The sequence below is a fragment of the Burkholderia sp. MSMB1826 genome (assembly GCF_001526325.1).
Lineage (GTDB): Bacteria > Pseudomonadota > Gammaproteobacteria > Burkholderiales > Burkholderiaceae > Burkholderia.
Genome location: NZ_LOYN01000058.1, coordinates 75,037 through 98,859, shown reverse-complemented (window position 1 = coordinate 98,859; position 23,823 = coordinate 75,037). Strand labels below are relative to the sequence as shown.

The following is a 23,823-nucleotide window of genomic DNA, read 5'->3' as shown; positions in this document are numbered from 1 at the left end:
GTCGTCAGAAATCGAATCCCGGCCCGCCCGCGCCCGGGCCACCCGGTGCGGCAGCCGGCGCCGCATCCTTCGGCGCTTCGAACACGGTCGCATCGGTCGTCAGCAGCAGTCCGGCCACCGACGCCGCGTTCTGCAGCGCGGTGCGCGTGACCTTGGTCGGATCGAGCACGCCCGATTCGACGAGGTCGCCGTACTCGCCCGTCTGCGCGTTGTACCCGAAGTTGCCCGTGCCTTCGGCGACCTTCGCGACGACGACGCTCGCTTCCTCGCCCGCATTCGTGACGATCTGGCGCAGCGGTTCTTCCAGCGCGCGCAGCACGATCTTGATGCCCGCGTCCTGATCGGCGTTCGCGCCCTTCAGCTCGCGGATCGCCTGCCGCACGCGGATCAGCGCGACGCCGCCGCCCGGCACGATGCCTTCTTCCACAGCCGCGCGCGTCGCGTGCAGCGCGTCGTCGACGCGATCCTTCTTCTCCTTCACCTCGATTTCGGTCGCGCCGCCGACCTTGATCACCGCCACGCCGCCCGCGAGCTTCGCGACGCGTTCCTGCAGCTTCTCGCGGTCGTAGTCGGACGTCGCCTCGTCGATTTGCACGCGGATCTGCTTCACGCGTGCTTCGATGTTCTTCGCATCGCCCGCGCCGTCGATCACGGTGGTGTTTTCCTTGCCGACCTCGATGCGCTTCGCCTGGCCCAGTTCGGCGAGCGTGGCTTTCTCGAGCGTCAAGCCGGTTTCCTCGGCGATCACCTGGCCGCCGGTGAGAATCGCGATGTCCTCGAGCAGCGCCTTGCGGCGATCGCCGAAGCCCGGCGCCTTGACCGCGACCGTCTTCAGGATGCCGCGGATGTTGTTCACGACGAGCGTCGCGAGCGCTTCGCCTTCGACGTCTTCCGCGATGATCAGCAGCGGCCGGCCCGACTTGGCGACCTGTTCGAGCACCGGCAGCAGGTCGCGGATGTTCGAGATCTTCTTGTCGTGCAGGAGGATGTACGGGTTTTCGATCTCGGCGATCTGCTTGTCCGGATTGTTGATGAAATACGGCGACAGGTAACCGCGGTCGAATTGCAGCCCCTCGACGACGTCGAGCTCGTCGGCGAGCGACTTGCCGTCCTCGACGGTGATCACGCCTTCCTTGCCGACGCGGTCGATCGCTTCGGCAATGCGCTGGCCGATCGACTCCTCGCCGTTCGCGGAAATCGTCGCCACCTGCGCGATTTCCTTGCTGGTGGTGGTCGGCTTGCTGATCTTCTTCAATTCGTCGACGGCCGATGCGACGGCCTTGTCGATGCCGCGCTTCAGGTCGAGCGGATTGAGCCCGGCCGCGACGTATTTCTGGCCTTCGCGGACGATCGCCTGCGCGAGCACGGTGGCCGTCGTCGTGCCGTCGCCGGCCGCGTCGCTGGTGCGCGACGCGACTTCCTTCACGAGTTGCGCGCCGATGTTCTGCAGCTTGTCCGCAAGTTCGATTTCCTTCGCGACCGACACGCCGTCCTTCGTGACGACGGGCGCGCCGAAGCTGCGTTCGAGCACGACGTTGCGGCCTTTCGGCCCGAGCGTGACCTTCACCGCGTTCGCGAGAATGTTGACGCCTTCGGTCAGCTTCGCACGTGCGACGTCGCTGAAAATGATTTCCTTCGCTGCCATGATTGTGCTCCGTTATTGATTGACGACCGCGACGATGTCTTCCTCGCGCAGCACGAGAAACTCGTTGCCGTCCACCTTGACGGCTTGCCCCGCGTACTTGCCGAACAGCACGCGCTCGCCGACCTGCAGGTCGGGCACGATGCGCTGGCCGTCCGCGTCCTTGCGGCCGGGGCCGACGGCGATCACTTCGCCCTGGTCGGGCTTTTCGGCCGCGCTGTCGGGAATCACGATGCCCGATGCGGTGGTGGTTTCCTGATCGAGTCGCTTCACGATCACGCGATCGTGCAAGGGGCGTAGGCTCATATTTTCGTCCTGTGCTGTTCTGTCGAAATGGGCTGGCACTCTTTAACAGAGAGTGCTGACGAGTATAGAAATGCGCGCCGGCGCGATCCAATAACGGATTCGGAAAAGCATTTGCGCGAATGCGCTTTGGGAACGGGTCCGGCTCTGCGGCATGGAGACCGTCGCCGGACGCAACGCGCAACGCGCGACGCGGGCGCGTCAGATCAGCAGCGACACCGTCTTGAACAGCGCGAGATCGTCCTTGCGCGCGGAGCGCGCGTGACGCCGGACGACCTGCAGCAGGCAGTCGATGAAGCAGCGCGCGGCGTCGCTCAGCGTGCTGCTGCGGCGCGTGACGATGCCGAGCTCGCGCGGCTCGAAGGTCTCCTTCAGCGACAGCGCGCGCATCCGCTCGCCGAACGGCGGCACGGCGGCGAGAATCGTCGGGCACCACGTGCACATGTCGGCCTGCTCGAGCATCGTCTGCAGCATCGCGACCGATTGCGCGCGCACGATGCGCCGCTCGTCGATCTGCGCGCCGTGGCGCGTGAACAGGTAGTCGACGAGCGCCGCCTGGCCGTCCGCCGCGAAATTCAGCACCCAATCGTTGTCGAGCAGATCGTGGATCGATCGCGCGCGTTCGCGCGGGTGGCCGGCGCGCACCATCACCGAGGTCTCGTAACGCAGCATCGGCTCGAACGCGAATTCCTGCGCGCTGCCCGGCTGCACGTGCCCGAGCGCGAAATCCATGGTGCCGTCGCGCAGCAGCGGCTGCGCGACGGCGATCAACGCTTCGTAGAGTTCGAGACGCACGTCGGGCATCCGTTCTCGAAAACGCAGCACCGTTTCCGCGAGGAACGTCATGGTGAGCCATGGCGTGACGCCGACGCTCAGCCGCCCCTCGACGCGCCCGCGCAGCCGTTCGAGATCGCTCTGCGCGTGCTCCAGTTGCTTCAGCACGAGCTTCGCGTGCGTGAGCAGGGTTTTCCCGTATTCGGTAAAACCGATGCCCTCCGGCGCGCGCACGAGCAGCGGCAGGCGCTCGCTTGCCTCCAGCTCGCGCAACGCACGCGTGACGGCCGCCTGCGACAGCCCGAGCATGCGCGCCGCGCCCCGGATGCTGCCGGCCTCCGCGCTCGCGACGAGCGCCTGCAACTGATGCAGCTTCATGGTGCGATACCCGACAACGAAAGGTTGTCATCATAACGAAACCGCGGCTGTTCGGCCGGATTTTCGCTGCATACGATCCCGTCACGATCCGCCCTCCGGCGATCGGCAACCGGAACGTAGCGAAGGAGTATCGGGGTTGGGCAAAACACGAATTTTTCCCGAAATGGCAGCCATCGAAGCCGAGATGATCGCGCTGCGCCGCCGGCTGCACGCGCATCCCGAGCTCGGCTTCGAGGAGCGCGTGACCGCCGATCTCGTCGCCGAGCGCCTGACAACATGGGGTTATCGGGTGGAGCGCGGCCTCGGCGGCACCGGCGTGGTCGGCACGCTGGCGCGCGGCGCCGGGAAGCGGCTCGGGTTGCGCGCGGACATGGACGCGTTGCCGATCCGCGAGACGACCGGGCTGCCGCATGCGAGCCGGCACGACGGCGTGATGCACGCGTGCGGCCACGACGGCCATACGGCGATGCTGCTCGCCGCCGCGTGCTGCATCGCGGCGCGCGCGCGTTTCACGGGCACGCTGAACCTGATCTTTCAGCCGGCGGAGGAAGGGCTCGGCGGCGCGAAGCGCATGCTCGACGACGGGCTGTTCACGCGGTTCCCGTGCGACGCGGTGTTCGCGATGCACAACGTGCCGGGGTTGCCGGCCGGCGTGCTCGGCTTCTGCGACGGCCCGGCGATGGCGTCGGCCGACGAGGTGCGCGTGCGCGTGGCGGGCCGTGGCGGGCACGGCGCCGCGCCGCACACGACGGTCGATCCGGTGGTGGTTTGCGCGTCGATCGTGATGGCGCTGCAGACGATCGTGTCGCGCAACGTGAATCCGCAGGAGCTGGCGATCGTCACGGCGGGCGCGATCCATGCGGGCGCCGCGTCGAACGTGATTCCGCCGCACGCGGAGCTCGAACTGAGCGTGCGCGCGCTGTCGCCGGACGTGCGCGCGCTGCTCGAGCGGCGCATCCGCGAGATCGTGCACGGGCAGGCCGCGAGTTATGGCGCGACGGCCGAGATCGACTACCGGCACACCTATCCGGTGCTCGTCAATCACGCGGCGGAAACGGCGTTCGCCCGCGACGTCGCGCGTGAATGGGGCGGCGACGGCGCGCTGATTCCTCAGCTGCGGCCGATCGCGGCGAGCGAGGACTTCGCGTTCATGCTGAACGCGTGCCCGGGCAGCTACCTGTCGATCGGCAACGGCGACGGCAACGGCGATGGCGCGACCGGATGCGGGCTGCACCACCCCGGCTACGACTTCAACGATGCATGTCTCGCGACGGGCGCGAGCTATTGGGTCGCGCTGGCGGAGCGATATCTCGCGTGACGCGGCGCATGTGGCGTACGCGGCGAGCCGGTGCCCGATGCGCCGGACGAATTCGATTCACGATCTACACAAGGAGACGGCAATGAAGCAGTGGATGGCGGCGCTCTCGATGGCGCTGGCGGCAGGGGCCGCACATGCGGGCGATTGGGCGGGCAAGGAGATCCGGCTCGCGGTCGATCCAACCTACCCGCCGCTCGAGTACAAGCTGCCGGACGGCACGCTGACCGGGTTCGGGATCGACATCACGAATGCGCTGTGCGCGGAACTGAAGGCGCGCTGCGTGTGGGTCGAGTCGAGCTTCGACGGAATGATCCCGGGACTGCTCGCGCGCAAGTTCGACGTGATCGCGTCGTCGATGACGATCACGCCGAAGCGGATGCAGCAGATCGCGTTCACGAACCGGATCTCGAACGCGCCTGCGCGGCTGATCGCGCGCAAGGGTTCGCCGCTGCTGCCGACGGCCGAATCGCTGAAGGGCAAGCGGATCGGTGTCGAGCAGGGCTCCGCGCAGGCCGACTATGCGATCGCGAACTGGCAGCGGGCCGGCGTGCAGATCGTGTCCTACCCGAACCAGGACCAGGTCTACGCGGATCTCGTGACGGGGCGGCTCGACGCGGCGTTCCAGGCGTCGATCGCGGCCAGCGACGGATTCCTGAAGAAGCCGCAGGGCAAGGACTTTGCATTCGCCGGTGAAGCGATCGACGACACGAAGTACTTCGGGCAGGGCGATGGGCTCGGTCTGCGCAAGCAGGACACCGACTTGCGCGACGCGTTCAATCGCGCGCTCGCGACGATTCTCGCGAACGGCACGTATCGGCGGATCAACCGGAAGTATTTCGATTTCGACATCTACGGCGCGAAGTGAGCCGCGTGGCGTGCTGTCGGCGCGCCGCACGTGAGGAGACGGCGCGCGATCGACCGCGCGCCGGATGCGGGGAATGACCGCCTGCACGGCCTGCGAATTGCGCGGGCATTCACGTGCAGGCCCGGAAAACGGATAAGGACAACGAATGAACTGGAGAATTTTTTTCGTCGCGATTCCGGCGCTGTGCGCAGCGCCTGCATTCGCGCAGGGCAGCGTCACGCTCTACGGTCTGGTCGACGCGGGTATCGACTATACGAACGACGTCGGCGGCCACGGTGCGTGGCAGATGGCGAGCGGCTTCGCGCAGGGCAGCCGCTGGGGGCTGAAGGGCGCCGAGGATCTCGGCGGCGGCTACAGCGCGCTGTTCCAGATCGAGAGCGGCTTCAACGTGAACGCCGGCACGCTCGCGCAGGGCGGGCGCATGTTCGGGCGGCAGGCTTACGTCGGGCTCGGCAGCACGCGCTACGGCACGCTGACGCTCGGCCGGCAATACGATTCGGTGGTCGACTATCTCGCGCCGACGACCGCGAACGGGAGCTGGGGCGTCTATCCGTTCTCGCATCCGCTCGATAACGACAACACGGGCAACACGTTCCGCGTCGACAATACGGTCAAGTACGCGAGCCCGGATTTCTCGGGCTTCTCGTTCGGCGGCACCTACAGCTTCAGCAACGACACGGGCTTCGCGAACAACCGGGTGTGGAGCATCGGCGCGCAGTACGAGCACGGCGGGCTGCTGGTCGGCGCGGCGTTCCTGAACGCGAACGATCCCGGCGCGACGTCCGGCGGCGCGATCGCGGGTGCGGGTTCGGTCGGCGCCGATGCGAACTTTGCGTCGGCGCGGCTGCGAATCTTCGGGGTGGGGATCAACTACACGGCCGGGCTCGCGACGGTCGGCTTCGCGTACACGAACAGCAACGTCACGCGTCCGACCGCGAACGTCGGCTACCTGTTCGGCGACGAGACGATCGCGCCCGTGACGGGGCCGCTCGCCGGCGGCACGGTGACGGCGATCAAGTACCAGAACTTCGAGCTGAACGGCAAATATCAGTTCACGCCGGCGTGCTTCGTCGGCGCGCAGTACGTGTACACGACGGTGCGCTACGACGCGACGACGGGCAGCGCGAAGCCGAAGATCCATTCGATCGGGCTGATGGCCGACTACAACCTGTCGAAGCGGACGGACGTGTACCTGATGGGCGCGTATCAGCGGGTTGCGGGCGACGCGACGGGTTCGTCGCTCGATCGGGCGCTCATCCCCGGCGCAGCGGACCTGTCGTCGACGTCGAAGCAACTGATGGTGCATGCGGGGATTCGTCACCGGTTCTGACGGAGTGCGCTCAAGCGGCGGCGGCTACGGACGGCGGACGACTCGTCGCCCGTCGCCGCCGACGTGCGTGCGCGATTGCGCATCGCGCCGCTTTCCCCCGTCACGCCGCGACGCGAATCACGACCTTGCCGAAATGCTGGCCCGACTGCAGGTACGCATAAGCTTCCGGCGCTTCGTCGAAGCCGAACACGCGATCGACGACGGGCCGGATCCGCTTCGCGTCGACGAGACGAACGACGTCGTCGAGCATCGCGCGGCTGCCGACCATGATCCCGTGAAGCCGCCGGATGCCGCCGATCAGCGACAGCAGTCCGAGTTCGGGGCCGCCGAAGCTGCTGAGGCCGCCGATCACCGACACGATGCCGCCCAGCTTCGTCGCGGCGACCGAGCGCGGCAGCGTGTCGCGTCCGCCGACCTCGACGACGAGATCCGCACCCGCGCCGTCGGTGAGCCGCAGCACTTCATGCTGCCATTCGGGCGTCGCGCGATAGTTGATCGTTGCATCCGCACCGAGTGCACGCGCGCGTTCGAGCTTCGCGTCGCTCGACGACGTGACGATCGTCCGCAGCCCCGCCGCATGCGCGAGCTGCAGCGCGACGATCGATACGCCGCCGGTGCCGAGCAGCACGACGGTCGAGCCGGGGCCTGCGCCGCCGTCGGCGAACAGCGCATTCCATGCGGTCACGCCCGCGCACGACAGCGTCGCCGCCTCGTCGTAGTCGAGATGCGTGGGAATCGCGACCAGCGCGGTTTCGTCGGACACGAAGTGTTCGGCCAGCACGCCGTCGAATTGCGCGCCGGGCGAGCCGGAGACTTTCGCCGGCGTGGGCGGCCCGTCGATCCAGCGCGGGAAATACGTGTTGATCACGCGATCGCCGGGCTTGAAGCGCGTGACGTCGCGGCCGGTTTCGACGACTTCGCCCGCGCCGTCGGCCACGGGAATCAGCGGCGCGTCGCCGATGCCGAGATAATCGCCGCGCGCGAACATCAGGTCGCGATAGTTCAGCCCGGCCGAATGGATCTTCACGACGACGTCGGTCGGCCCGACCGGCGGGCGGCCCGCGTCGATGCGGCGGAGCCCGGCGACGCCGTCGCCCGGTTTCAGTTGCCATGCATGCATGTTCGACTCCTGGTTCGAGGGGACGGGACTATCATAGTGTTGCGTATGGGGACGCATTGGCGAGAGTTTGGCCACGTACTGTTTCCATATGGGACACAAACCTGCGAACGAACCGGAGCGGAATCACATGGACGAGCGGCTGAGAGGCGTCGCGGAATTCGTCGAGGTCGTGGAGTCGGGCAGCTTCGCGGCGGCGGCGCTGCGCGTCGGCGTCACGCGTTCGGCGGTCGCGAAGGTCGTCGCGCGGCTCGAGCACCGTCTCGGCGTGCGGCTGCTGCAGCGCACGACCCGCCAGCTCAACCTGACCGACGAAGGGAACGTCTATTACGAGCAATGCCGACGGCTGCTGGCCGAACTCGGCGAAACGGAGGCCGCGCTCGACGCGGGCCGGCGCGAGCCGTCCGGACGGCTGCGCATCAGCGTGCCCGTGCTGTTCGGGCGCCAATGCGTGGCCCCGGTCATGCGGCGTCTCGTCGAGCGTCATCCGCGGCTCGAAATCGACGTGTCGTTCAGCGACCGCGTGGCCGACCTGATCGACGACGGTTTCGACATCGCGGTGCGCATCGGCGAGCTGGCCGATACGAGTGCGCTCGTCGGCCGGCGGCTGGGCGTGCAGCGCATGGGCATCTGCGCATCGCCCGCGTATCTCGACCGGCATGGCCGGCCGTCGGGGCTCGACGATCTCGTGTCGCACGTCGGCATCGCGTACTCGCGCGGCGGGCAGCCGGTGCCGTGGCGGATCATCGGCGCGGACGGCCAGGTGCACGACCACCGCGTGGCCGGGCGCCTGCGGTTCGACGACCTGCAGGCGATCGCCGAGGCCGCCGCCGCCGGCGCGGGCCTCGCATGGCTGCCGTGCTGGCTGATGGCGCCGTACCTGCGCGACGGCCGGCTCGCACTGGTGATGGACAGCAACAGCGTGTCGGGCGCGGAGGTGTTCGCGGTGCGGCCGAAGTCGCGGCACGTGCCGTCGAAGGTGCGCGTCGTCGTCGACGCGCTGGTCGACGAGATCCCGCGGCTGCTGGCGTCGGATGACGCAGACGGACAGGGAGAGCCGCATCGCCGCGAGCGCGAGCCGCGCCCGTCGCGCATGGTCGGTTGACGCGGCACATGGCGCGTCAACGTACCTGAGCCGGACGCTCGGCAAGTTCGGCCCTCGCCGTCGCGCTCATCGCCTCGCAGCGGCCGATTCCCGTCGGGGTGCTCGCGCCGCTGCTCGTCGCGCTCGCGCTCGCATTGCCGGCAGGCGGCGTGCTCGCATCGCGGATCGCGTCGCGACGTGCGCGGCCGATGGCGACGAGGCGGGCCACGCGAGCGAAGCGGATGACGGCGACCGTACGCGTTTTTCTCACCTGACGCACAATCGTGCGCAACGTGCATGCGACGCGCGGCAGCGTACGCATCGCGCCGTCATCGATTCTTTCGTACGAGGCACGAATCATGTCATCTCGCACCTATCTCGTCACCGGCGCGTCGCGCGGCATCGGCTTCGCGGTCAGCACGATGCTCGCACGGCGCGGCCATCGCGTCATCGGCGTCGCGCGGCACGCGCAGGGCATCGATTTCCCCGGGGAACTGCATGCATGCGATCTCGCCGATATCGAGCAGACGGCCGCGACGCTCGCGCGTATCGGTGCGTCGGCCGATATCGACGGTATCGTGAACAACGCAGGCATCGCGTTGCCGCAGCCGCTCGGGCAGATCGACTTCGGCTCGCTGCAGGCCGTGTTCGATCTGAACGTGCGGGCCGCGATCCAGGTCACGCAGCATTTCGCCGACGCGATGAAGGCGCGCGGTCATGGGCGCATCGTCAACATCTGCAGCCGCGCGATCTTCGGCAGTCTCGATCGCACCGCATATTCGGCCGCGAAAAGTGCGCTCGTCGGCTGCACGCGCACGTGGGCGCTCGAGCTCGCCGAACACGGCGTGACCGTCAACGCGGTGGCGCCCGGCCCGATCGAGACCGAACTGTTCCGCCAGACGCGGCCGGTCGGCAGCGAAGCCGAGCGCAAGGTGCTCGCGACGATTCCGGCGCGCCGGCTCGGCACGGCCGACGACGTCGCGGCCGCGATCGCGTTTTTCCTGTCGGACGAAGCCGGTTTCGTCACGGGGCAGGTGCTGGCCGTGGACGGCGGCGGCAGCCTCGGCGGGCGCAGCTGACGCACGGCGGCGCGGTGCGTGGCGGACGGCGCGCATCGCATATTCCCGCATCCCGTTAGCATGTGACGAATCCGACTTTGGGCGCCGCGTGCGCGACGCTAAGATCGCCGATCCCGTAGATCGAGCGTTCCGCAACAATGAAAAAGTCCGCGTCGCCGTTGCATGCTTTTCGTTTCCGTGTCGTCTGCGCCGCGATTGCCGGCGCGGTGTCGCTCGCGTCGTGCGGCGGCGTCGACGGCGATCCGCCGCCGCAGGCCAGCGCGACGCCGTCGGCCAAGCGCCCGAACATCCTGTACATCATGGCCGACGATCTCGGCTATTCCGACATCCATGCGTTCGGCGGCGAAATCGACACGCCGAACCTCGACGCGCTCGTCGCGTCCGGCCGCATCCTGTCGAACCACCACACGGGTACCGTCTGCGCGATCACGCGCGCGATGCTGGTGTCCGGCACCGATCACCATCTCGTCGGCGAAGGCACGATGGGCGTGCCGACCGACGAACGGCGCGGGCTGCCCGGCTACGAGGGCTACCTGAACGACCGCGCGCTGTCGTTCGCGCAACTGCTGAAGGACGCCGGCTATCACACGTATATCGCGGGCAAATGGCACATCGGCTCGGGGATCGTCGGGAGTACGACGGGTAGCGGGCAGACACCCGACCAGTGGGGCTTCGAGCGCAGCTACGTGCTGCTCGGCGGCGCGGCGACGAACCACTTCGCGCACGAGCCGGCCGGCTCGTCGAACTACGCGGAAGACGGCCGCTACGTGCAGCCTGGCCAGCCCGGGCAGCCGGGCGGCGCGGGCGGCAACCCGGCCGTGTTCTATTCGACCGATTTCTATACGCAGAAACTGATCTCGTACATCGATGCGAACAAGCAGGACGGCAAGCCGTTCTTCGCCTACGCGGCCTACACGTCGCCGCACTGGCCGCTGCAGGTGCCCGATCCGTGGCTGCACAAGTACGCGGGCGTGTACGACGCCGGCTACGATGCGATCCGCAACGCGCGGATTGCCCGACAGAAGGCGCTCGGCCTGATTCCCGCCGACTTCAGACCGTTCGACGGGCTGCCGGAGACGACGGTCGCATCGCCTGCGACCGCGAACGACGGCAAGGCCGGCGCGAAGTACGTCAGCGCCGTGCATTCGGCCGCGGACGGCTACGTCGACTACGGCCCGGGCAAGGTCGACAAGCTGTGGTCGAGCCTGTCGCCGGCCGAGCGCCGGGCGCAGGCGCGCTACATGGAAATATACGCGGGGATGGTCGAGAACCTCGACTACAACATCGGACGCCTGATCCAGCATCTGAAGGACATCGGCGAATACGACAACACGTTCGTCATGTTCCAGTCGGACAACGGCGCGGAAGGCTGGCCGATCGATTCCGGCGCCGACCCGACCGCGACCGATACCGCGAACGCGCAGGAGCCGACCTATTCGGCGCTCGGCACCGACAACGGCAAGCAGAATGCGCAGCGCCTGCAGTACGGGCTGCGCTGGGCCGAAGTGAGCGCGGCGCCGTTCCGGCTCACGAAGGGCTATTCGGGCGAAGGCGGCGTATCGACGCCGACGATCGTGCACCTGCCGGGCCAGTCGCAGCCGTTGCCGACGCTGCGCGCGTTCACGCACGTGACCGACAACACGGCGACGTTCCTCGCGGTCGCGGGCGTCACGCCGCCGTCGCAGCCGGCGCCGCCGCTCGTCAACACGCTGACGGGCGTCGACCAGAACAAGGGCAAGGTCGTCTACAACAACCGCTACGTGTATCCGGTCACGGGCCAGTCGCTGCTGCCGGTGCTCACGGGCTCGGCGACGGGCGAAGTGCACACGGCGCCGTTCGGCGACGAAGCGTATGGCCGCGCCTACCTGCGCAGCGCCGACGGCCGCTGGAAGGCGCTGTGGACCGAGCCGCCGCTCGGGCCGCTCGACGGTCACTGGCAGCTGTACGACCTCGCGTCGGATCGCGGCGAGACGACCGACGTATCCGCGCAGAACCCGTCGGTGATCGGCGCGCTCGTCGACCAGTGGAAGGCCTACATGAGCAACGTCGGCGGCGTCGAGCCGCTGCGGCCGCGCGGCTACTACTGAGCGCGGGGGCGACACGATGCGGTTCCGCTTCTGGACGATCGGCGCGACGCTGGCCGCCACGCTGTTCGCCGCCGCGTTCGCGGCAGGCTATGCGAATCCGGCGGCGTCGGCCGGTGGCGCGTTCGACGACCTGAATCGCGGCCGCGCGCTCGCGCCGCTCGGTTCGGAGCGTCAGTGCGAACGCTATTCGGGCTTGCCGTCGAAGTGGCGCGACGATCCGAAGGCCGGCATGGTGCACCTGCGCGGCGGCGCGTTCGTGTTCGGCAGCACGCGCGGCTATGCGGACGAGCGTCCGGTCGGCGACGGCCGTACGCGCGTCGGCGGCTTCTGGATCGACCAGACCGACGTGACGATCGCGCAGTTCGCGGCATTCGTGCAGGCGACCGGTTACGTGACCGAGGCCGAGCAGCAGGGCGGCGCGGCGGTGTTCCATGTGCCGACGCGCGACGAGATGAACGCGCGCGATCTCGCGTGGTGGTCATGGGTGAAGGGCGCGTCGTGGCGGCATCCGCGCGGGCCCGGCAGCGACGTGGACGGGCTCGGCAACCTGCCGGTGACGCTCGTCACGCAGCGCGATGCGCTCGCGTATGCGCACTGGCTCGGCCGCGACTTGCCGACCGAAGCCGAATGGGAATACGCGGGCAAGGCCGGCCGCGACGACGCATCGCTCGATGCGGCGCCGCGCGACGCGCAGGGCAAGCCGACCGCGAACTACTGGCAGGGTGCGTTTCCGGTGCTCGATTCGGCGGAGGACGGCCACGCGGGGTTGGCCCCCGTCGGCTGCTATGCGGCGAACGGCTTTCGTCTTTACGACATGATCGGCAACGCATGGGAATGGACGAAGGATGCGTACACGGGCCCGCATCAATCCCACACGAACGGCGACACGGCGGCCGTCGCCCCGCCGACGCGCCGGCACGATACGCCGATGGTCATCAAGGGCGGCTCGTTCCTGTGCTCGCGCGATTACTGCGTGCGCTATCGCGCATCGTCGCGCGAACGGCAGGAAGCCGATCTCGGCGCGTCGCATATCGGCTTTCGCACGATCCTGAGGGACGCGTCATGACGGCGGGCATCGGGCGTTTCGTGTCTGCATGGATGTTGATTGCGTGCGCGGCGATGCAGCAGGGCGCGGCGCTGGCTGCCGAAGCCGCGTGGCCGGCCGTGCGCGTCGGCGTGACGCGCGGCGTGCATGCGCAGATTCTCGACGAAGTGAAGCGGGTGGCCGCCGCGCGGGGGCTGCGCGTCGACGTCGTCGAATTCGACGATGCATCGCGCATCGATACGGCGCTGGCCGACGGGCAAATCGACGCAGCCAGCTTCGAGGATGCGCAACAGCTCGCCGCGACCCGCGCACGCAAGCGCTACGCATTGACCGAAGTCGCGCCGACCGTCACGTTGCCGATGGCGTTCTATTCCCGCAAGCTGACGAGTCTGAACGCATTGCAACCCGGCGCGACGGTCGCGCTTCCGGCCGATCCGCGCGGGATGGCGCGCGCGCTCGTGCTGCTGCAGAACGACACGCTGGTGACGCTGCGCGAGAAGGCCGGCCTGCATGCGACGCTGCGCGACGTGACGAGCAACCGGCTCGGGCTCAAATTCGTCGCGCTGCGCCGCGACCGGCTTTACGCGGCGCTCGACACGGCCGCGTTCGTCGCGATCGACAGCGACGACGCGGCCCGCGCCGGGCTGCAGCCCGCGCGCGACAGCATCAGCCTCGAGGACGCCCGCTCGCCGTATGCGAACGTGCTCACGGTGCGCGACGCCGATCGCGCGAAGCCGTGGGTCGCGCAGCTCGTCGCCGCGTACCACTCGGACGACGTCGCGCACTTCATCCTCACGCGCTACCAGGATTCGGTGCGGCGGCCGTGGTAGCCGGTTACCTGCTCGCGTGCAACGCGTGCGGACGCTGCTGCAACAGCGCGCCGACGCTGTCGTTGCGCGAACTGTTCCGGCATCGGCACCGCTTCGTCGGCGCCTTGACGATCCGCCGCGTGCCGAAACGGCGGATCGGCGAACGCTGGCAAGCGGGCGGCCGCGAGCATGCGCTCGATGCGGACGACGTCGCGGCGGCCGATGCGCTGGCGGACTGGCTGTTCCATCGCGGCCGCGTGCAGGGCGAATGGCTCGCGCTGACGCTGCAAGGCTACGACTATCCGTCGCTGGGCCGTTGCGCGGCGCTGGCCGACGACGGCCGCTGCGGCGTGCATGCGAACAAGCCGTCGATCTGCCGCGCGGTGCCGCTCGATCCGATGCTGCCCGACCGGTTGCAGGCCCGCGTGCTCGCGGCGCGACGCGGCGAAGCGGTGTGGCTGGGCGCGAACTGCATCGTCGAAGCGGGGCACGTGCGGTCTGCCGATGAATCGGTGTTCTCGATTCCGCTGGTGACGTCCGGACAGGTCGCGGACCGTGCGGCGCTCGACGCGCATCGCGCTGCGCTCGTGTTCGAGCGCACGGTGTGGCGCGACGCCGTGTTCGCGTCGTTGACCGATGGCGGGCAGGACGTGCGTCATGCGCTGTCGCGGCTGGCGCCTGGTGGCTACCTGACCGTGTCGATCGTGCCGGCCCTGCTGGCGGTCGCTCAGGTTTCCGCGCATTGCCGCGCGCTGTGCGTCGACTTCATCGACGCCCAGCTCGCGTTGATCGGCGCCAACATCGAAGCGGCGCTTGCGCGCCGACATGCGGCCGACCGGCCCGCGACGCAAGAATTGCGCGGCTTCGCGCAGGCGCTGGAACGGGCGCGACGGGCGCTCGCGGCGACGCCGGCATCCGCCGCCGCCGCGCGCGACGATGCGTCACGCATCGAAGCGTGGCTCGACGATCGCGTCGACGCCGCTGCGCTCGCCACCTGACGATCGCGGCACGCCGCGCGTGCCTTACACTTGGCGCTCTTTCAATCGTTACAGAGCGAGCGGGCATGTACGCGTCGACTTTCATTTTTCGCGCCGGGCAGTACGACGACGAATTCCACCGGCTCGACCGGCAGATCGCCGACATGGCGCGCGCGACGCCCGGCTATCTCGGCGAGGAAACGTGGGAGAACGCGCAAGCCGGCTTGATCCAGAACGTTTACTACTGGGAATCGGAGGCGGCGCTGCGGCAGTTAATGCAGCATCCCGCGCATCTCGAAGCCAAGGCGAAGCAGGCGCGCTGGCTGGACGGCTATCGTGTCGTGATTTCGCAGGTGCTTCGCGAGTATGGCGACGGCAAGCTGACGCCGCCGCATGCGGGGCCATCCGCGTAAGGGTTGCCGGTCAGGCGGCCGCCCCGGCTTTTCCCGGCGCGCCCGTCGCGCGCTCCCAGATCGGGAAGGTCGCGTTCTGGATCGACGTCTGCGCGTCGATGACCTTGCGGTGGTCGATGCCGGGCAGGTCGAGCAGCCGGTCGACGGCCGCCTTCGCGCCCTCGGCATCCTGCGGAAAGCCGCACGCGAACTGCTTGTTCGTATCGAACAGGATCCACCAGACGTCCGACACGAACGGCCCCTGATCGCTGGTTTCGATCAGGATCGCGCCGAGGTCGGACAGCGCGATGCCGCGCGTCGTGCCGGTCTGGTCGGTCGACGCGATGCGTGTCTCGGTTGCGGTCACGGTCCAGCCGCTTTGCCGGGTGTGCGGTCGGGGCGACGACGGCGCGGCCTTCGCACCGGCCGGGCTGCCGGCGGCTGCGTTTGTTCCCGCGCCTGGGCCTGCGCCTGTGCCGGTCGGCGCGCCTCCACCCGCGGCACCGGCCGCAAGGCTCGGCGCACCGCCATCCTGCCGCGCGCGCCCGTCGATCCACGGCAACGCGGCGGCGCCCGCCATCGCTGCCATCCACAAGTAGTACCCGGCCCCGAACGTGCGGATCGTTTCGTAGTTCGCGTCGGTCGGAATCGTATGCCAACCGGCCGCAAAGACCACGACCACGGCCAGCAGCACCGACACGGTACGGCTCGGCCTGAGCAGCGCGACGACGAGCAGCGGGTTGCCGAGCCACGCGAATTGCAGGTCGAGGATCGCGAGCCCGCCGAGCGCGAGCACCGTGTAGCCGTGCCACCAGCTCACCGCGCCGGCTGCATTCGGCGGTTCGGCCGCGACGGGCAGTAGCAGCGACGCGGCATACAGCGCGACGATCACGACGCGCGCGAGGTTCAGGCGGGGCGAAGCCGAGCGAATCTGCATGTTGCCTTCCTGTCGTGCACGGTCATGCGAGGCGGCGAATGCCGGACGGCCCGGCCTTCATTCGCGATGCGCGGCGCCGGCGTGGCGGCGCGTCGAACGCGATTGTGGGCGATTCGCGCGGCGATGTCGAACGCGCGTCGTCCATCGCTGCACGGTCAAAGCGCTTCGACCAGCAACCGCGTGCTTTTCTCGCAATACTCGTGACACGCCGCGCGCGCGGCGATCGACGCGCCGTGCACGAACCGCGGCGCGTCCGCCCGCCGCGACATCGACACGACGATCGACGGCGGCGACGGCTGCAGCGGCAGCTCGACGACTTCGCCGCTTGCGATCAGCGCATCGACGAACAGCACCGGAATCGCGGCGACGCCGAAGCCGTCGCGCACCAGTTGCACGATCACCGAGATCGACGGCGAGCCGGTGATGCGCGTCTCCGACAGCGGTACGCCGTGCGCATGCGCGAGCGTGCGGACGATGTCTTCCAGCGCGCGATGGGGCGCGGTGCCGCGCCCGTAGGTGAGGATCGGCTGGCGCAGCACCTGCCGCGCGAGGCCCGTGCGCAGGTTCGGCAGCAGCCCCGCGCGCGCGATCCAGCGCACCGGGTAGTTCGCGAGCGCGTCGCACACGACCGACGCCTCGTCGCTGCCTTCCACGCGGATGATCAGGTCGAGCTCGCCGGCCATCAGACGGCGTTGCAGCACGACGCTGACGTCGACGGTCAGATCGATCTCGAGCTGCGGATAGTCGGCCGCGAGCCGCCGCATATAGTGCGGCAGCCAGCTGTGCACGACCGTCTCGATCACGCCGAGCCGCAGCTTGCCGCGCAGCGCGCGCTCGCCGGACGCGGCGGCCTGCAGTTCCTGCGTCGCCTCGACCACGGCTTTCGCATAGCCGAGCAGGTATTCGCCGTTCGGCGTGAGCCGGAACGCACGGCTGTCGCGATCGACGAGTACCGTGTGCAGTTCGTCCTCGAGCGCTTTCAGGCGCTGCGAGATCGCGGCCGGCGTCGCATGCAGCGCGGCCGCGGTCGTGCGGAAGTTGCGCAGCTTCGCGAGCGTGACGAAGGTTTCGAGAAAACGCGTGTTCATGGCGGTCGGGCGAGCAGTGGATGCGCAGCTTGCCGGCGACGAAAAATGAACGGGACCGGGGAAAACCCGCGGATCCGTTAAGAAATTCTATACAACGGACGCAAAAAAACTCGTTGGCGACAAATTTTTTTCTTTTCTATTCTTCGCCGTATCCGATGACACGCCACCGTCATCGCCCCGTCATCCCGATTCCGCGACCGACCATCATGACGCCTTCCGAATTCCGCCAGTCCGTGCGCCGCGGCGCGTTCCGCGGCCCGACCGCCGGCCATTGCGGCCCGTTTGCCCAGGCGAACCTGGCGATCCTGCCCGACGCGTACGCGCACGATTTCCTGCGCTTCTGCCAGGCGAACCCGAAGGCCTGCCCGCTGCTGGGCGTCGGCGAACCGGGCGCGTTCCGGCTCGACGCGCTCGGCGAGGATCTCGACATCCGCACCGACGTGCCGAGCTACAACGTCTACCGCGACGGCCGCCTGACCGAGCAGGTCGAATCGCTGGAAGCGTTGTGGCGCGACGATTTCGTCGTATTTGCGATCGGCTGCTCGTTTTCGTTCGAGGACATGCTCGCCCGCGAAGGGATCGGGCTGCGCCACGTCGAGGAAGGGCGCAACGTGCCGATGTACCGCACGTCGATCGCGAACCGCCGCGCGGGCATCTTCGGCGGCCAGCTGGTCGTGTCGATGCGGCCGCTGCGCGGCGCCGATGCGATCCGCGCGGTGCAGATCACGAGCCGGTTCCCGGGCGTGCATGGCGCGCCGATCCATATCGGCCATCCGCGGGAACTGGGCATCGAGGATTTGAACGCGCCCGAATTCGGCGACGCGGTGACGATCCGCGACGGCGAACTGCCGGTGTTCTGGGCGTGCGGCGTGACGCCGCAAACCGCGCTGATGGACGCGAAGCTGCCGATCGCGATCGCGCATACGCCCGGCCACATGCTGATGACCGACATCACGAACGCGTCGCTGGCCGTGTTCTGACCCGGCCGCACGCCCCGTACGCGACGTACCCGAGACCACCGCACCACACGCCATTCGACGGCGCATCACGACAGGAGCACCACCATGGAAAGCAAGACCCTCGCGGCGCCCGCCGCCGAGCCCGCGAGCCGCGAGCGCAGCGGCCTGTTCTCGTGGTACGCGGATGCGCAGCCGCGCGAACGCCGCGCGTTCTGGAGCTGCAAGGTCGGCTACATGCTCGACGGAATGGACACGCAGATGCTGTCGTTCGTGATCCCGACGCTCGTCGCGACCTGGGGCATCTCGCTCGCCGACGCGGGCTTCATCGGCACGATCACGCTGCTCGCGTCGGCGCTCGGCGGCTGGATCGCCGGCATCCTGTCCGACCGGATCGGCCGCGTGCGCACGCTGCAACTCACGGTGCTGTGGTTCGCGGTGTTCACCGCGCTGTGCGGGCTCGCGCAGAACTACCCGCAACTGGTCGCGGCGCGCGCGCTGATGGGCTTCGGCTTCGGCGGCGAATGGACGGCCGGCGCGGTGCTGATCGGCGAGGTGATTCGCGCGCGCGACCGCGGCAGGGCGGTCGGCCTCGTGCAGTCGGGCTGGGCGATCGGCTGGGGGCTGTGCGCGCTGCTGTATGCGCTGCTGTTCTCGGTGCTGCCGGCCGAGCAGGCGTGGCGCGCGCTGTTCCTCGTCGGGCTCGCGCCCGCGCTGCTGGTGGTCGCGATCCGCCGTTACGTGAAGGAGCCGGACGTCTACGAGAAGGAGAAAGCCGCGCAGGCGAAAGTGGCCGACGCGCCGCGCCTCACCGAGATCTTCGCGCCGAAGCTGATCGCGACGACGCTGCGCGCGGCGCTCCTGACGACCGGCGCGCAGGGCGGTTACTACGCGATCACGACGTGGCTGCCGACCTTCCTGAAGACCGAGCGGCACCTCACGGTGATGGGCACCGGCGGCTATCTCGCGATGATCATCCTCGGCTCGTGGGTCGGCTACCTGACGAGCGCGTACCTGACCGACCGCCTCGGCCGCAAGCCGAACTTCATCCTGTTCGCGGTCGGCTCGATGGTGATCGCGTTCTCGTACACGTCGCTGAACCTGACCAATGCGTCGATGCTGTGGCTCGGCTTCCCGCTCGGCTTCTTCGCGTCGGGCATTTTCTCGGGGATGGGCGCGTTCCTCACCGAGCTGTTCCCGACCCGCGTGCGCGGGTCCGGCCAGGGCTTCTGCTACAACGTGGGCCGTGCGATCGGCGCACTGTTCCCGTTCCTGATCGGCGCGCTGTCGAAGCAATACGGGCTCGGCCCGAGCATCGGCATCTTCGCGGTCGCCGCGTACGGCGTGGTGATCGTCGCCGCGCTGACGCTGCCCGAGACCCGCGGCCGCGAACTCGACGCCGCGTAAGCGGCAGCGGCCCGCGCCGCTCTTTCTCCCTTTTCCCCTTTTTACCGGTACCGCCACGCGGCGCGCGACGCGCGCCGTGCGGCGGCGCTCGTCCCTCGATTCAACGACGCATCGACCCGACATCATGACCGACCGACACCTTTCCCCCGTTTCCTCCGACGCCGCGCGCTGGCAATTCTGGATCGACCGCGGCGGCACGTTCACCGACATCGTCGCGCGGCGGCCCGACGGCACGCTCGTCACGCACAAGCTGCTGTCGGAGAACCCTGAGCAGTACCGCGACGCGGCCGTGGCCGGCATCCGCCACCTACTCGGCCTCGCGCCCGGCGAGCCGATCACGCCCGAGCGGGTCGACATGGTGAAGATGGGCACGACGGTCGCGACCAACGCGCTGCTCGAACGCAAGGGCGAACGCACCGCGCTCGCGACGACGCGCGGCTTTCGCGACGTGCTGCGCATCGCGTACCAGAACCGGCCGCGCCTGTTCGATCTCGACATCGTGCTGCCCGACGCGCTGTACGAGACGGTCGTCGAGATCGACGAGCGCGTCGGCGCGCACGGCGACGCGGTCGTGCCGCTCGATGTTCAGGGTGCCGAAGCGTCGTTGCGCCGCGTGTTCGACGGCGGCGTGCGTGCACTCGCGATCGTGCTGATCCACGGCTACCGCTACACCGCGCACGAACGGATGCTGGCCGAACTCGCCCGCCGCATCGGCTTCACGCAGGTGTCGGTGTCGCACGAGGTGTCGCCGCTGATGAAGATGGTGTCGCGCGGCGACACGACCGTGGTCGACGCGTACCTGTCGCCGATCCTGCGCCGCTACGTCGAACAGGTCGCGCACGAGATGCCGGGCGTGAACCTGCAGTTCATGCAGAGCAGCGGCGGGCTGACACGCGCCGATGCGTTCCAGGGCAAGGACGCGATCCTGTCCGGCCCGGCCGGCGGCATCGTCGGGATGGTGCGCGCGGCGCGCGCGGCCGGCTTCGAGCGCGTGATCGGCTTCGACATGGGCGGCACGTCGACCGACGTGTCGCACTACAACGGCGAATTCGAGCGCGCGTTCGAGACGCAGGTGGCCGGCGTGCGGATGCGCGCACCGATGATGAGCATCCATACGGTCGCCGCGGGCGGCGGCTCGGTGCTCGGCTTCGACGGCGCGCGGCTGCGCGTGGGGCCCGAATCGGCCGGCGCGAATCCGGGGCCGGCCGCGTACCGGCGCGGCGGCCCGCTGACGGTGACCGACTGTAACGTGATGCTCGGCAAGATCCAGCCCGACCATTTCCCGCGGGTGTTCGGCCCGCATGCGGACCAGCCGCTCGACCGCGACGGCGTGGTCGCGAAGTTCGCGGCGCTCGCCGACGGGATTCACGCGGCGACCGGGCGGCGCGAGACGCCCGAGGCGCTCGCCGAAGGTTTCCTGGAGATCGCGATCGGCAGCATGGCGAACGCGATCAAGAAGATTTCCGTGCAGCGCGGCCACGACGTGTCGCGCTACGTGCTGACGACGTTCGGCGGCGCGGGCGGCCAGCACGCGTGCGGCGTGGCCGATGCGCTCGGGATGACGCAGGTGTTCGCGCATCCGCTCGCGGGCGTGCTGTCCGCGTACGGGATGGGGCTGGCCGACCAGACTGCGATGCGCGAGCGCGCGGTCGAGGCCGTGCTGACCGACGCGTCGCTGCCGGCGCTGAACGCGGCGCTCGACCGGCTGGCCGACGAGGCCATCGGCGCGCTGCTCGAACAGGGCGTGCCGCCGCAGCGGATCGCGACCGAGCGGCGCGTGCACCTGCGCTACCAGGGCACCGATTCGGCGCTCGACGTACCGGCTGGCAGCGTCGCCGCGATGCAGCAGGCGTTCGAGGCCGCGTACCGGCAGCGCTACGCGTTCCTGATGCCAGGCACGCCGCTCGTCGCCGAGCTCGCGTCGGTCGAGGCGATCGGCCGCTCGGACGCGCCGGTCGACCTCGCGCCGCTCGCGCCGCGCGAGGCTGGCGCGGCGCCTCGAGCGCACACGGCCGTGCGCTTTTATTCCGGCGGCCAGTGGCACGACGCGGCGCTGTATGTGCGCGACACGCTGCGCGCCGGCGATGCGATCGACGGCCCGGCGATCGTCGCGGAGCAGAACGGCACGACCGTCGTCGAGCCCGGCTGGCGCGCCGCGATGACCGCGCAGGGCAACCTCGTGCTGACGCGCACGACGCCGCTGCCGACGCGCCGCTCGCTCGGCACCGACGCCGATCCGGTGCGGCTCGAGATCTTCAACAACCTGTTCATGTCGATCGCCGAGCAGATGGGGTTGCGGCTGCAGAACACCGCGTACTCGGTAAACATCAAGGAGCGGCTCGACTTCTCGTGCGCGATCTTCGACGGCGACGGCAACCTGATCGCGAACGCGCCGCACATGCCCGTACACCTCGGCTCGATGGGCGAAAGCATCCGCACGGTGATCGAGCGCAACCGCGGCCGCATGTGCGACGGCGACGTGTTCATGCTGAACGACCCGTACCACGGCGGCACGCACCTGCCGGACGTGACGGTCATCACGCCGGTGTTCGCGGACGGCTCCGACGCGCCGCTGTTCTACGTCGGCTCGCGCGGCCACCACGCGGACATCGGCGGCACGACGCCGGGCTCGATGCCGCCCGACTCGACGCACATCGACGAAGAGGGCGTGCTGATCGACAACTGGCAGCTCGTGTCGGCCGGCGTGCTGCGCGACGCCGAGACGCGCGCGCTGCTGGCGTCGGGCCGCTACCCGGCGCGCAACGTCGAGCAGAACATGGCCGACCTGCGGGCACAGGTCGCCGCGAACCAGAAGGGCGTCGACGAATTGCGCCGGATGGTCGCGCAGTTCGGCCGCGACGTCGTGCTCGCGTTCATGGGGCACGTGCAGGACAACGCGGAAGAAGCCGTGCGGCGCGTGATCGGCGCGCTGCAGGACGGCGCATACCGCTACCCGCTCGACAACGGCGCGGAGATTCGCGTCGCGATTCGCGTCGACCGCGCGGCGCGGTGCGCGGAGATCGACTTCACCGGCACGTCCGCGCAGCTCGACAACAACTTCAACGCGCCGAAGGCCGTCTGCATGGCGGCGGTGCTGTACGTGTTCCGCACGCTGGTCGGCGACGACATCCCGCTGAACGCCGGCTGCCTGAAGCCGCTGACCGTGATCGTGCCGGCCCGCTCGATGCTGAACCCCGAATACCCGGCGGCCGTCGTGTCGGGCAACGTCGAGACGTCGTCGGCGATCACCAACGCGTTGTACGGCGCGCTCGGCTGCGTCGCGTCGAGCCAGGGAACGATGAATAACTTCACATTCGGCAACGATCGGTACCAGTACTACGAGACGATCGCGGGCGGCAGCGGCGCGGGCGACGGCTTCGCGGGCGTCGCCGCGGTGCAGACGCACATGACGAACTCGCGGCTCACCGATCCGGAGGTGCTCGAATGGCGCTATCCGGTGCGGCTCGATTCGCACCGGATCCGCGCCGGCTCGGGTGGCGCCGGGCGCTGGCGCGGCGGCGACGGCGCGGTGCGGCGGATCCGCTTCCTCGAGCCGATGACCGCGTCGATCCTGTCGAACAACCGGATCCACGCGCCGTTCGGCGCGGCGGGCGGCGGAGCCGGCGCGCTCGGCCGCAACACGATCGAGCGGGCGGACGGCACGGTCGAGGCGCTCGACCATATCGGCCGCGCGCAGATGGCGCCGGGCGACGTGTTCGTCGTCGAAACGCCGGGCGGCGGCGGCTACGGCGCGCCGGACTGAGCGACGCACCCGGCGCGGGCACCCCCGCGCCGGGTGCGCGGGCGGGTGAAGCCTATTGCAAAGGACTGTGGAATAAAGCGGCGCATTCACGCGCGAGCGGAATCAAAAAATGGCGGAAACGCGGATCGCGACATGCGATTCGACCCCTGCCGCCACGGTCTCGCCAAAGATCTGGCCCCGTCACCACGGATCGGCCTCAAACGCCCGTCCGGCGCGGGTTCCGGCCCGGCAACCCGCTCTCGATGCGCGGCGCGTCGTCTGCCCGTTCTCGAGTGGCCGATCATGAAAAATCCGGCTTGCCAATCGAGTGCCGGTTCCTTGACACTTTTCTCTAAATGTGAGTGCCAATCTTCATCGTCATTTGATAAGATGGCTCTCATCATTCGTAAGGCAGAACCTGCGCGCGTCACGCGCGAACGCCGGCCGCATCAGCTGCAAACAAGTACGGGACGAGGCCCGCTGTCACGGCGAT

At 69.0% G+C, this 23,823-nt stretch carries 20 protein-coding genes; 13 read left to right on the top strand and 7 right to left on the bottom strand.

Annotated features, from left to right (window positions below; all coding sequences use genetic code 11):
- Positions 1–4: 4 nt before the first annotated feature.
- The 3 genes from groL to WS95_RS31355 form a co-directional block, all read right to left on the bottom strand.
- Complete coding sequence (gene groL, locus WS95_RS31365; protein ID WP_059828036.1) at positions 5–1,645, bottom strand: chaperonin GroEL; 1,641 nt, start codon at positions 1,643–1,645, stop codon at positions 5–7.
- Positions 1,646–1,657: 12 nt separating this feature from the next.
- On the bottom strand, positions 1,658–1,948 hold the full coding sequence (locus WS95_RS31360) for a co-chaperone GroES (RefSeq protein ID WP_011356207.1): 291 nt from the start codon (positions 1,946–1,948) through the stop codon (positions 1,658–1,660).
- A gap of 198 nt (positions 1,949–2,146) precedes the next feature.
- Complete coding sequence (locus WS95_RS31355) at positions 2,147–3,097, bottom strand: LysR substrate-binding domain-containing protein (RefSeq protein ID WP_059828034.1); 951 nt, start codon at positions 3,095–3,097, stop codon at positions 2,147–2,149.
- A 163-nt stretch (positions 3,098–3,260) separates the two neighbouring features.
- Between WS95_RS31355 and WS95_RS31350 the strand changes: the two genes are divergently transcribed.
- The 3 genes from WS95_RS31350 (at position 3,261) to WS95_RS31340 (ending at position 6,610) form a co-directional block, all read left to right on the top strand.
- Positions 3,261–4,415, top strand: coding sequence for a M20 aminoacylase family protein (locus WS95_RS31350; RefSeq protein WP_373557176.1), 1,155 nt, complete (start codon positions 3,261–3,263; stop codon positions 4,413–4,415).
- Positions 4,416–4,497: 82 nt separating this feature from the next.
- Complete coding sequence (locus tag WS95_RS31345; RefSeq protein ID WP_034205502.1) at positions 4,498–5,280, top strand: ABC transporter substrate-binding protein; 783 nt, start codon at positions 4,498–4,500, stop codon at positions 5,278–5,280.
- Between the two features lie 145 nt (positions 5,281–5,425).
- Positions 5,426–6,610 carry a porin gene (locus WS95_RS31340; protein ID WP_059828032.1) on the top strand — a complete coding sequence of 395 codons (1,185 nt, stop codon included), beginning with the start codon at positions 5,426–5,428 and terminating at the stop codon, positions 6,608–6,610.
- Positions 6,611–6,710: 100 nt separating this feature from the next.
- Here the strand turns inward: WS95_RS31340 and WS95_RS31335 are convergent, their stop codons facing one another.
- Entirely contained in the window at positions 6,711–7,730 is a 1,020-nt protein-coding gene (locus WS95_RS31335; protein WP_059828030.1) for a zinc-dependent alcohol dehydrogenase family protein, read from the bottom strand.
- A 127-nt stretch (positions 7,731–7,857) separates the two neighbouring features.
- Here WS95_RS31335 and WS95_RS31330 point away from each other — a divergent pair, with 127 nt between their 5' ends.
- Positions 7,858–8,832: a LysR substrate-binding domain-containing protein gene (locus WS95_RS31330; protein ID WP_059828029.1), complete on the top strand. Its 975-nt coding sequence runs from the start codon at positions 7,858–7,860 to the stop codon at positions 8,830–8,832.
- Between the two features lie 16 nt (positions 8,833–8,848).
- Here the strand turns inward: WS95_RS31330 and WS95_RS31325 are convergent, their stop codons facing one another.
- Entirely contained in the window at positions 8,849–9,082 is a 234-nt protein-coding gene (locus WS95_RS31325) for a hypothetical protein (RefSeq protein ID WP_156444619.1), read from the bottom strand.
- An 88-nt stretch (positions 9,083–9,170) separates the two neighbouring features.
- Between WS95_RS31325 and WS95_RS31320 the strand changes: the two genes are divergently transcribed.
- From WS95_RS31320 to WS95_RS31295, 6 genes are all read left to right on the top strand, one after another.
- On the top strand, positions 9,171–9,890 hold the full coding sequence (locus WS95_RS31320) for an SDR family oxidoreductase (RefSeq protein ID WP_034205498.1): 720 nt from the start codon (positions 9,171–9,173) through the stop codon (positions 9,888–9,890).
- Positions 9,891–10,027: 137 nt separating this feature from the next.
- On the top strand, positions 10,028–11,977 hold the full coding sequence (locus WS95_RS31315) for an arylsulfatase (RefSeq protein WP_059828025.1): 1,950 nt from the start codon (positions 10,028–10,030) through the stop codon (positions 11,975–11,977).
- A gap of 16 nt (positions 11,978–11,993) precedes the next feature.
- Positions 11,994–13,043: a formylglycine-generating enzyme family protein gene (locus WS95_RS31310; RefSeq protein ID WP_059828023.1), complete on the top strand. Its 1,050-nt coding sequence runs from the start codon at positions 11,994–11,996 to the stop codon at positions 13,041–13,043.
- Positions 13,040–13,852: a MetQ/NlpA family lipoprotein gene (locus WS95_RS31305; RefSeq protein ID WP_059828021.1), complete on the top strand. Its 813-nt coding sequence runs from the start codon at positions 13,040–13,042 to the stop codon at positions 13,850–13,852. The genes WS95_RS31310 and WS95_RS31305 overlap by 4 nt, the downstream gene beginning before the upstream one ends.
- Positions 13,846–14,829, top strand: coding sequence for a YkgJ family cysteine cluster protein (locus WS95_RS31300; protein WP_059828020.1), 984 nt, complete (start codon positions 13,846–13,848; stop codon positions 14,827–14,829). The genes WS95_RS31305 and WS95_RS31300 overlap by 7 nt, the downstream gene beginning before the upstream one ends.
- A 65-nt stretch (positions 14,830–14,894) precedes the next feature.
- Complete coding sequence (locus tag WS95_RS31295) at positions 14,895–15,221, top strand: antibiotic biosynthesis monooxygenase family protein (protein WP_034205493.1); 327 nt, start codon at positions 14,895–14,897, stop codon at positions 15,219–15,221.
- 10 nt (positions 15,222–15,231) lie between these two features.
- On the opposite strand, the gene WS95_RS31290 is transcribed toward WS95_RS31295, so the two are convergent.
- Together WS95_RS31290 and WS95_RS31285 are read right to left on the bottom strand one after the other, a co-directional pair.
- Positions 15,232–16,137, bottom strand: coding sequence for a hypothetical protein (locus WS95_RS31290; RefSeq protein WP_059828018.1), 906 nt, complete (start codon positions 16,135–16,137; stop codon positions 15,232–15,234).
- Between the two features lie 155 nt (positions 16,138–16,292).
- On the bottom strand, positions 16,293–17,225 hold the full coding sequence (locus WS95_RS31285; RefSeq protein ID WP_034205491.1) for a LysR family transcriptional regulator: 933 nt from the start codon (positions 17,223–17,225) through the stop codon (positions 16,293–16,295).
- 206 nt (positions 17,226–17,431) lie between these two features.
- Here WS95_RS31285 and WS95_RS31280 point away from each other — a divergent pair, with 206 nt between their 5' ends.
- The 3 genes from WS95_RS31280 to WS95_RS31270 all read left to right on the top strand — a co-directional run bounded on the left by WS95_RS31280 (position 17,432) and on the right by WS95_RS31270 (position 23,351).
- Positions 17,432–18,205 carry a putative hydro-lyase gene (locus WS95_RS31280; protein ID WP_059828016.1) on the top strand — a complete coding sequence of 258 codons (774 nt, stop codon included), beginning with the start codon at positions 17,432–17,434 and terminating at the stop codon, positions 18,203–18,205.
- Between the two features lie 84 nt (positions 18,206–18,289).
- Positions 18,290–19,588 (top strand): MFS transporter, encoded by a 1,299-nt coding sequence (locus WS95_RS31275; protein WP_059828013.1) that lies wholly within the window; start codon positions 18,290–18,292, stop codon positions 19,586–19,588.
- A gap of 124 nt (positions 19,589–19,712) precedes the next feature.
- The gene (locus WS95_RS31270) at positions 19,713–23,351 is read left to right on the top strand and encodes a hydantoinase B/oxoprolinase family protein (RefSeq protein WP_059828011.1); all 3,639 of its coding nucleotides are present in this window, start codon (positions 19,713–19,715) and stop codon (positions 23,349–23,351) included.
- The last annotated feature ends 472 nt before the right edge of the window (positions 23,352–23,823 follow it).